General features: G+C 67.0%; 13 protein-coding genes and 1 pseudogene. 11 read left to right on the top strand and 3 right to left on the bottom strand.

Annotation, left to right across the window (positions count from 1 at the left end; all coding sequences use genetic code 11):
* The 3 genes from MJ601_RS14125 to MJ601_RS14115 form a co-directional block, all read right to left on the bottom strand.
* A partial coding sequence (locus MJ601_RS14125) for an arsenic resistance protein (RefSeq protein WP_242127475.1) occupies positions 1-748 on the bottom strand: 748 nt, incomplete at its 3' end.
* Positions 745-1176: an arsenate reductase (glutaredoxin) gene (gene arsC, locus MJ601_RS14120; protein WP_242127473.1), complete on the bottom strand. Its 432-nt coding sequence runs from the start codon at positions 1174-1176 to the stop codon at positions 745-747. The genes arsC and MJ601_RS14125, both read right to left, overlap by 4 nt.
* Before the next feature lie 8 nt (positions 1177-1184).
* Positions 1185-1517, bottom strand: a complete 333-nt coding sequence (locus tag MJ601_RS14115) for an ArsR/SmtB family transcription factor (protein ID WP_242127471.1) — start codon at positions 1515-1517, stop codon at positions 1185-1187.
* Between the two features lie 346 nt (positions 1518-1863).
* Here MJ601_RS14115 and MJ601_RS14110 point away from each other — a divergent pair.
* The 11 genes and pseudogenes from MJ601_RS14110 to MJ601_RS14060 form a co-directional block, all read left to right on the top strand.
* Positions 1864-2466 (top strand): annotated as a pseudogene (locus MJ601_RS14110) (hypothetical protein); the annotation flags it as partial.
* Positions 2463-2816: a DUF3768 domain-containing protein gene (locus tag MJ601_RS14105; RefSeq protein WP_242127469.1), complete on the top strand. Its 354-nt coding sequence runs from the start codon at positions 2463-2465 to the stop codon at positions 2814-2816. The pseudogene MJ601_RS14110 and the gene MJ601_RS14105, both read left to right, overlap by 4 nt.
* Before the next feature lie 168 nt (positions 2817-2984).
* A complete protein-coding gene (locus tag MJ601_RS14100; RefSeq protein WP_242127467.1) occupies positions 2985-4637 on the top strand; it encodes a PRTRC system ParB family protein in 1653 nt (550 codons plus the stop codon).
* Positions 4638-4673: 36 nt separating this feature from the next.
* Complete coding sequence (locus MJ601_RS14095; protein WP_242127465.1) at positions 4674-5102, top strand: PRTRC system protein E; 429 nt, start codon at positions 4674-4676, stop codon at positions 5100-5102.
* 42 nt (positions 5103-5144) lie between these two features.
* Entirely contained in the window at positions 5145-5351 is a 207-nt protein-coding gene (locus MJ601_RS14090) for a PRTRC system protein C (RefSeq protein ID WP_242127463.1), read from the top strand.
* A 2-nt stretch (positions 5352-5353) separates the two neighbouring features.
* Positions 5354-5578: a hypothetical protein gene (locus MJ601_RS14085; protein WP_242127461.1), complete on the top strand. Its 225-nt coding sequence runs from the start codon at positions 5354-5356 to the stop codon at positions 5576-5578.
* 4 nt (positions 5579-5582) lie between these two features.
* Entirely contained in the window at positions 5583-6518 is a 936-nt protein-coding gene (locus MJ601_RS14080; RefSeq protein ID WP_242127459.1) for a zeta toxin family protein, read from the top strand.
* 7 nt (positions 6519-6525) lie between these two features.
* Positions 6526-7350: a PRTRC system protein B gene (locus MJ601_RS14075; RefSeq protein WP_242127457.1), complete on the top strand. Its 825-nt coding sequence runs from the start codon at positions 6526-6528 to the stop codon at positions 7348-7350.
* The gene (locus MJ601_RS14070) at positions 7347-8102 is read left to right on the top strand and encodes a PRTRC system protein A (RefSeq protein ID WP_242127455.1); all 756 of its coding nucleotides are present in this window, start codon (positions 7347-7349) and stop codon (positions 8100-8102) included. The genes MJ601_RS14075 and MJ601_RS14070 overlap by 4 nt, the downstream gene beginning before the upstream one ends.
* The gene (locus tag MJ601_RS14065) at positions 7997-8755 is read left to right on the top strand and encodes a PRTRC system ThiF family protein (RefSeq protein ID WP_242127453.1); all 759 of its coding nucleotides are present in this window, start codon (positions 7997-7999) and stop codon (positions 8753-8755) included. Before MJ601_RS14070 ends, MJ601_RS14065 begins: the two co-directional genes overlap by 106 nt.
* Positions 8756-8834: 79 nt before the next feature.
* The gene (locus tag MJ601_RS14060; protein ID WP_242127452.1) at positions 8835-9314 is read left to right on the top strand and encodes a hypothetical protein; all 480 of its coding nucleotides are present in this window, start codon (positions 8835-8837) and stop codon (positions 9312-9314) included.
* Positions 9315-9358 lie beyond the last annotated feature (44 nt).

Here is a 9358-nt window from a genome sequence, read left to right as displayed (position 1 = left end):
TCGCCTCACCCTGAAACCCGAATAGCAGAACCAGCGTGGTGAGCAGCGCCAGCAGCGAAATCGGTCCGAGACGGGTCAAAAACCGATCGAGTGCGGCCTGTCCGCCCGAGCCGATCACCGCGCCGCGGACGATCTGCGCGACGATCACCGGCACGACGATGTAGAGCATGACCGAGATCAGCAGCGTGTCCCACGGGACCGTGATCGAGGCGACCCCGAGCAGCAGGCCAACCAATGGGGCGAAGGCGAACACCATGATCACGTCGTTGAGCGCGACCTGGCTCAGCGTGTAGGTCGGCTCACCCTCGCAGAGGTTGGACCAGACGAACACCATCGCCGTGCAGGGCGCGGCCGCGAGCAGGATCAGGCCGGCGATGTAGGAACTGACTTCGGCCGCCGGGAGCAAGGCTCGGAACAGCCAGCCCAGGAACAGCGTGCCGAGCAACGCCATCGAAAACGGCTTTACCGCCCAGTTGATGAACAGGGTGACGCCGACGCCCTTCCAATGCTGACGCACCGAACCGAGCGCCCCAAGGTCGATCTTGAGCAGCATCGGTATGATCATCAGCCAGATGAGCACCGCGACTACGAGGTTGACCCGCGCCACCTCGGCCGAGGCGATCGCGCCGAACAGGCCCGGGAGGGCATAGCCGAGGGCGATCCCGACCACGATGCACAGCGCCACCCAGACGCTGAGATAGCGCTCGAACCTGCTGATCGCCGGCTTGGCCGGAGCGGCGGTGGTCATCCGCCGATCCTGTTGCCCGCGTCGTCGATGACCTTCTCGCCGTCTTCCTTGGTGAAGGCGCCACGCTGCCCGGTCGGCAGCAGGTCGAGCACCTCCTCGGAGGGGCGGCACAGCTTCACGCCGAGCGGCGAGACGACGATCGGGCGGTTGATGAGGATGGGATGCTCTATCATCGCGTCGACGAGTTGGTCATTGCTGAGCGCCGGGTCGGCAAGACCAAGCTCGGCATAGGGCGTACCTTTCTCGCGCAAGAGGGCGCGCGGCGTGATGCCCATGCGCGCGATCAGCGATACGAGGCGGGAGCGGTTCGGCGGCGTCTTCAGATACTCGATGACATGCGGCTCGATGCCGGCGTTCTGGATCATCGCCAGCGTGTTGCGCGACGTCCCGCACTCGGGGTTGTGGTAGATGATGATATCGACGGTCATGGGAGCCCTCAGCAGCAAGGGGTGAGTTCTGCGATCAACGGCTCGCAAAGCTCCGCCTTGCCGCCGCAGCAGTCTTTCACGAGAAACAGCGTCAGCGCCTTCAACTGGTCGAGATCGGCGCGGTAGTTGATGATGCGGCTGCGTCGCTCTGACTTGATCAGCCCGGCACGCGCGAGCGTCGCGAGATGCACTGACATTGTGTTCTGCGGCACATCGAGCGCCTTGGCGACCTCGCCCGCAGGGAGACCTTCGGGCTCGTGGCGAACAAGCAGGCGGAATGCGTCGAGGCGCGTGCCCTGCGCGAGCGCGCCGAGCGCCGAGATGGCTGAGTCGTTGTCCATATATCTACGATAATGGATATATGGATCACCAGCAAGCCTGACGTGTCCGCCGTCGCGGTCGAAGACAGGAACATCGCCCACACTCTACATAATGCGAGCCTTCTGAGGCGTGCTGTCGACGCCGAACAGCGGGCTCATCGGCTTGAGCGCCGCGCTGCGCAACGTGTCTTGGAACTTGATCGAGTCCGCCGGCCCGCTCCGATCCGCGGCAACATCGAAGCGTCCGATCCGTCTGCTGCCTGAGAGCAGGCTACCGCTACTCGGGCGTCTTGAAAGGAGAGGGGGAGCTAGAATGGCGGAAATGCAGGCATTGCGCTGCTAGTAGGGCAAGTCGATCCCGACCTAATGCAGCCTTAAGTGGAAGGTGGCACCCCAGGATGCGTTCCTGAAACAGTGGGAGCCGGCGAAAGCGGCCTGGGCGCGCGGCCAGAAGGTCATCCGCCTGATCGGCTATGATGCCTCGCCCGCGAACACCCGGCGCCATGCCCATGCATCCGCGATCGAGCATGATCTCTTCGACTGCCGATACCCGCTTCGCGAATGGAAATGGGACCGCGCCGCCTGCATCGCCCGCATCGAGGCCGCCGGCCTCCCCGTGCCGCCCAAGTCGAGCTGCTTCATCTGCGGTGCCATGAAGCCGGATGAGGTTCGGGCGCTACCGGCCTGGTGCCTTCGGCTCATCGTCCTGGTCGAAGCGCGCGCGGCCCCGCGCCTGCGTACCGTCGAAGGTCTCTGGCGCCGGTCTACATCGACCAGGCCCGGCCGAATGACCGACTTCATCCGCGCCGAAGAGCTGTTCCCCGCCGCCGACATCGACGCGATCATCCGCGACGCGCCCGCCGACCTCATCCGCTTCCAGGATGTCGCCGCGCATGTCCCGCTCCCCGAACGACCGGCAATGGCGGAGTGGCTCGAGACCTTCAACGCCGGCTTGCTGGAGGCCGCATGAAGATCACCGCCACCGAACGCATCGCCCGTCTCAACGATCGCTGCCGCCAGGGCCTCGATGCCAATGCCCGCATCATGGTCACGCGTAATTGTCTTGCCCGGCTGTCCGGCGAGGGCGAGGGCATCGCCGAGATCCTCGCCCAGGCCGAGTTGCTCGCGGCGGTCCGCCGCTATGCGTTCAAGCCCGGCGACGGGCCCGAGCGCGATTTCGGCGCCTTCGACCTGCAGGGGCAGAGGGTCCTCTTCAAGATCGATTATTATGACATGGCGCTCGAGTTCGGCTCCGACGACCCGGCGGACGCCTCGATCACCCGGCGCGTCCTGACGGTCATGCTCGCCGAGGACTACTGAGCGCCAGCGCGCGCCCTGAACCCCCCTTTTCCTTTTGAAAATCAGCGCATCGGCTCGCCGGCCCTCCGGGCAACGAGAGGGGAGGGGGAGGGTGAGCTTCAGGCTCGCCGACCGAGAGCGCGCGGGCTCGATGGACCCTGCCTTCCCCAATCCCCGAGGAGACCAGCCTTGACCCCTGCCGAACCGATCCGCGCCACGCTGCCGCTCTCCCTCATCACCAAGGGGGACAATCCGCGCCGCTATTTCGACCGCAAGAAGCATGACGAGCTTGTGGCCTCGATCCGCCTGCGCGGAATCCTGCAGCCCATCCTCCTGCGTCCCAGGGGCGAGGTCTATGCGATCGTCGCCGGCGAGCGCCGCTACCGCGCCGGTCTGGAAGCCTACGGCCCTGATGGCGAAGTGCCTGTCATCATCCGCGAGATGACGGATCAGGAGGCGCTGGACGCCGCGATCGCCGAGAATGACGACCGCGACGATCCGTCGGAAACCGAACAGGCCGACGCCGCCGTCCGCTATCTCGCGGCCTGCCAGAACGATCGCGCCGAAGCCGCGCGCCGGCTTGGCTGGTCACGCAGCAAGCTCGACCGGCGCCTGGCCCTCGCCGAGCTCTCCGAAACGGTCAAGCTCGCGCTCGACGAACGCCGGATCAAGGTCGGCCATGCCGAACTGCTGGCGGCCGTACCCGGCGAGAAACAGGACAAGGCCCTCGAGACCATCCTCGCCGCCGGGCTGGACGTCGGCAAGACGCGCGAATTGCTGATGCGGGTGACGCAGAACCTCGCCGCCGCCTGCTTCGACAAGACCGAGTGCACCACCTGCCCGTTCAACTCGGCCTCCCAGCGGACCCTGTTCGAAACCCATGTCGACGACGGACACTGCACCAATCCCGGGTGCTTCGAACTGAAGACCCAGACCGCCGAGGCGATCCGCTTCGAGGAGCAGGAGCGCGCTGAAAAAGCGGCACGGGCTGCAGCTCCGCCCTCCATTGACGATGAGCAGGATGACGAGCACGACGACGACGAGGATGAAGAGGATGACGTCGCCCTCGACGACACCAAGGCTGACTCCGAGGGGCGCACGGTCGATCGCACCGACGCTCCCACCCGAACCGAACCGCGCGCCCCGGCTCCGCAGGCCCCGCTCCCTTCGGCGACCGGCGGCTCCGCTGCGCACAAGGCGACCGTCACGGTCAAATCGATCGCCGGTCGTACCAGCGACCTGCGCGAGGCCAAGTGGCGCACCGCCGTCGCCCGCGCGCTCGCGGCCGATGCCGTCCAGGCCCATACCGCCATTCTCGTCGCCGCCATGTCGGGCACGCTTCCCCAGATCAAGGCCGAAACGCTGAAGGCGCGTGCCGGCATCCTGGTTGGCGCCTCCTTCCCCGATCTCCCCTATGGCGACAAGATCGCGGAGATCCGCGCCCTTTCGGAGCCGCAGGCGGCCAATGTGCTGTCCGCCGTAGGCGCCGCCTATGCCAAGGACGTGCTCACCTTCGGGCATGTCGCCGACCTCGCCCGGGCCTTCGCGGTCGACCTGCGCGACATGTGGCAGGTCGATAAGGCCTTCCTCGAGCGATACACCAAGGATGAACTCAAGTTCATCGCCCGGGAATGCGGCCTCGTCGCGCACATGGGCGAAAAGGGCTTCGCCAAGCTCCTCGCCGCCAAGAAGGCCGACCTCATCGCCGGCATGCTCAACCGGCCCGGCTTCGACTGGGCCGGACGCCTGCCCAGTTCGATGACGCTCGACGGCCAATACGGGCCGCCGCCGGTGAAGGCCGCGCCGCCGCCCGAAGCCGCGATCACCGAACGCGCCGCCTGATCCCCCCAACGCTCGCATAGACAAGGAAGCGCCCCCGTGCTGATTACCAACCTGCTCCCGCTGCTCGCGCGCTACTCGCTCGGCTTCGATCTCGTCGTCGGCCCGGACGATACCGTCACCCTGACCGTGATTCCCCGCAGGCAGGAAGGCGCCGCGCACAAGCTCGAGACCGGCGAGACCCGCCCGATCTCGCTCACCGCCAGCGCCGCAGAAATCGATGCCGAACTCGCCAAGGGCGAAGACGGTGCGCTCGGTCAGCTCATCGCCGCCCGCAAGACGCTCGCCGACCAGCTCGAGGAGCAGCGCCAGGCGGCAGAAGCGGCCCGCACCGCCGCCGCCGAAGCCGCGAAGGCCAAGGCGGCAACGCCGAAGACGCCCGCGCCCATCAGTTCCTCGAAAGCTGCGAACCCCGCCGCTCCGCCAGCCGACGCCAAGGCGGACGAACCGGCCAGCCTCTGGGACTGACCTTCATCGACTTGCCCAACATCTCAATTCGAGAGGCCCATCATGCAGATCAACCTCCTGACCCGGACTTACCGATACGACGGCATCGACCTGCCGGTCCCGCCGCATCTCGCTGACGAACCGGCGGCGTTGCGCTCCTACCATGCGACGCTGTTCCCCGCGATCCTCAACGCCGAGATCGTCGATGCCGGCGTGTCGGGCACCGCCCACCTCTTCGAATATCGGCGCGCCGTCGGCACCAAGGGCTGAACATGCCGCCCGCCCAGAGCGCGGCCATTCCGGCCGCACCGCGCAAGACGCTCCTCGAATGGATCGAGCACGACGATGGCAACACGACCGGCTTCCCCCAGCCTCCCTCCAGCGCCCAGGCCCAGGCCCTCCACGCGCGGATCCTCCTCGATCCTACCAATCACAAAGGCGAAGCGCCGGAGCCGCTTCAGCCCCCCGCCGGCCTCAGGCTCGCGCCCCTCGGCTGATCTCGTGGGGCGGTCGGTCGCGCTTTCCGTCGACATCCCCGCCACTTTCGATCAGCCGCTCAGCAATCACCACAAGCTGATGGGCCGCTGGGTGGCCGCGCAGGAAGCAACCTCCAAGCGGTACACGCGCGTCGGCGCCCGCAAGCGCATCGAGCAGGTCTTCAATGCCGCGGTTCTCGAAATCCTGGAGCCCATCGAGCTTGTCGATCTACGGGTCGCCGTCCTCGTCGGCGAAGACGACAAGCCGCCCGCAATCGCCCTTGTCTGCGAGACCCTCGGCCAACTGGATCTTGGCTGGATCGAAACCGGCGACGCTCCGATCCCCTGGCGCGCCGCCGCCTATGCGGCCCTCGGGGAGACGCTCGGCACTGCCCTTCCGGTCTTCGGCTACCAGGACCTCTTCGACGAAATCTCGATGTATTATTGGGACGGCGAGATCGACGACGAGAGCGCGCGCCGGAATTTGACCGCCTTTCATGATCTCAGCGCCGAAGAGATCGAAGAACAGACGCTTCCCTCGGAAATGAATGGGCGACGGCCCGAGTGGATGATCGGCTCAAACGCAGCGAAGCCAGCGTGTCTCCCGAAAGCCCTGGCACGCGCGCTGCGCCGGCTTCGCGACGCGCACAAGGCGCTCGAACGCCTCGCCTCGGAGCGCAACGCCTGGCACTTCGATAGCGACACGCTCTACGAATATGTGCCGGGCATCGAGGAATGCTCGTCCCTGCCGCCGCTGACGCTCGTTCCCTTCGAGGAATTCGCCCGCGAACTCTACGATGTCGCGCGCCACGGCATGGAAATGGGCTTCATGGATTTCTGCGGCCTCTGCCCGCTGCCCGAAGTGAGCCGGATCGACGACTGGTTCGCGAGCCTCAGGCTCGGCGTCCAGTTTCTGCTCGCGGCTCAGGATCTCGTCCGTCTCGACCCACCCAATCCGTGAGGCCCCCATGTCCGATCACAGCAGCCACTTCGAAGCCACCGGCGGCGGTCTCGTCCTGACCAACGCCATCCTGCTCTATCAGGCCGGAACGTCCCGGCCCCCGAACGCCTATGGCGCGCCCAGGAACGACATGGCGGCGTTCGCCAGCATGCACGCCGTCGAGCATGATGGAGACGGCCGCCCCACGATCGCCGCGGGCATTCCCCTGTCGCGCGCGCAGCTGCGCCCGTGGACCGAGGCGCTGGGCCGCACGGCGATCCCCGAGATATTGCCCGACACCGTCCTGGTCTCCCATCCCGATGTTCTCGCCTGGTGGACGCCGGCACAGGTTCGTCCCGCCTATTTCGCGCTCTCATCGCCGCCCGACGGTCTTCGAGCGCTGGCGCGGCGCACCACGGTCGCGGTGCCCTATCCCGCGCATCTGTTCATTGCCACGCGCACAGGGCTCGGGGTCTACGCGCTGCCGGCCAGCGAGCGCCCCGTGGCTGACACGCCGGTGCTGCACTCGCCGATTCTCAATGTTTTCATCGAAGGTCGGCTCTGCTGGGGCAATATCCCGAGGCCGAAGACTCTCGGCGTTGCCGCCATCCCGACATTCGAACGGGCCGTGTTCGATTCCTGGTCGACGCACCCGAATCCCGGACAGGAGTGGACCGTCACCGGCAAAGGCGGCCTCGTCAGACTCTGGGACGATCTCGCCGCGCGCGCGGCGAGCCGTTTCCCGGTCCGGCGCCTCAGGCCCTTCCATCCCGCCGCCCGTCAGCGACAGGCTCGCCCAACGGCCGACGCGATCACCGTCGGCCGACTAGTTTCAGCGGCTGCCGGGAGATGACCATGCTCGCCGATGATCCGACCGCGGCCGCGCTGCTCGCTGCCGTTCCCTGCTATCCCGTTCCGTCCATGGGCCGATCGCCTGGCCTCGATGCGCTTCGCAGCAGTCGGGCCGGACACGGGCTTGCCGTGGGGGCCGATGGGGCGATGCTCATTGTGCGCCGGCCCTGGCTGGCGCTTGATGCGCCTCTGGCGCCGCCATTCGCCGCCCATCTCCCCTATGGCAGCATAGGCGAACCCAGGGCCGAATTGCGCTGCGGCCGGGTCCCGGGCGAGCATCTCGCCGCCGTCCTGGACCATTTCCGTGCCGCCCTGCCCAACGAGGCAGCAGCGTTCATCCTGTGGAACGAGGCGACGGCCGAATTCGTCGTGCATTTTCCGCAGATCGATGAAGCGACGCCGACGCGCCTCGTTTACCGGCCCCCTGCCTGCGAGCCTGGCTGGCATGTCGTCTGCGACATGCACAGTCACGGGCGCGGTCCGGCCTATTTCAGCGCGACCGACGATGCTGACGATGCCCATGCCACCAAGATTTCACTCGTCGTCGGCCGGCTCGATCATCCGGCGGGTCCGGTCATGGCTGCCCGGCTCTGCGCCGGAGGGATGTTCCTGGCCGTGCCGCGCAGCCCATTTTCGGGAGATTCCCCATGCAGCCTGACAAGCCCCAGCGCCACTTCCTTCCCGCCGCCCTCGACAATCGCGAGATCCGCATCCTCCTCGTGGGATGCGGTGGAAACGGCGCCCAGATGCTGATGGGCCTTGCCTCGCTCGACACGGCTCTCCGCGCGATCTCCTCGCGTTCGCTCGCGGTCACGGTGGTCGACGACGACATCGTGACCGAGGCCAATCTCGGTCGCCAGCCCTTCTATCGCTGCGATCTCGGCAACTCCAAGGCGCGCACGCTCACCGAGCGGATCAACCTTGCCCACGGCTTGGGCTGGAAAGCCGTTCATGGCCGAGCGCCCGATGCCGTCGATACGGAAGGGACCGACATCCTCATCACGTGCGTCGACACGGCTTCGGCGCGCCGGGCGCTCGGCGCGGCGCTTAGCGACGGCAGGGTCGTGCCGACTTATTGGATGGACCTCGGCAATCGCGCCGGCGACGGACAATATCTGATCGGTTGCCCATGCCGCCCGAAGGGCAACGTCAAGGCGCGCCTGCCGACCGTCCTTGAGGCCTTTCCGGAGCTGGCCGACGAAACCCTGGCCGAGGACGATGCCCCGTCCTGCTCGGTCGCCGAGGCGCTCGAACGTCAGTCCCTGTTCGTCAACCGGGTGCTGGCAAGCCACGCGCTCGCACTGCTGTTCGACCTTCTCGGCCGCGGGTCGATCGGGCACGCCGGCGCTTTCATCAACCTTGCCAGTGGCCTGGCCGTCCCAATCCCTTTGCCGCGCGGCGACTGAAGCCCGGCCCGCCACTCCACCACTTTCCGTGCCCGTCCAACCCCGGTGGCCTGCGCCCGGGGCATGAGGAGATTTTGTCATGACCGTCATCGGACATAACCGCATCCGCCGCGTCGACAGCTTCGATGGCTATGAGGTTCTCGCCCATCCCCTGGCGAACCGCGAGGACCGCGTCTTCCATCGCGGCGAGGGCGGGGCGTCCCAGGTCGGGGTAAGCTACGGGTCGCATGACATCCAGATCGCGCGGCCGACCGGTCCCGGAAACAAGGGCCTCCTTGCCATCATGATGCACCACGGCGGGGGCCGCCATATCCTCGAATTCTACGAGAGCGCCCTGCCGATCACCGCGACACTGCTCGGCCTGCCGGAGCGCGCGCAATACGCGCTGGCCTACACGATGTTCAAGCAGGCCGACGAATGCGCCATCGCCGCCCGCGTGGACGAAGCCGGCCGCTGGGCCGACGCCTTCGTCGATGGTCGCATCCGCAAGCGCCGCCGGGCCGGCAAGCGCTATGTCCACATCGAAACCCCGGCCGAAAAGGAGCGCCGCTGCGCCTGACAGCCGCGCGACCGCCGCCCGTGGACGCGCAGTCCTAAGCGAAA

Origin of the sequence: Sphingobium trunci (assembly GCF_022664535.1) — a bacterium.
In the GTDB taxonomy this organism is placed as follows: domain Bacteria; phylum Pseudomonadota; class Alphaproteobacteria; order Sphingomonadales; family Sphingomonadaceae; genus Sphingobium.
This window is presented reverse-complemented; position numbering and strand designations above follow the sequence as displayed.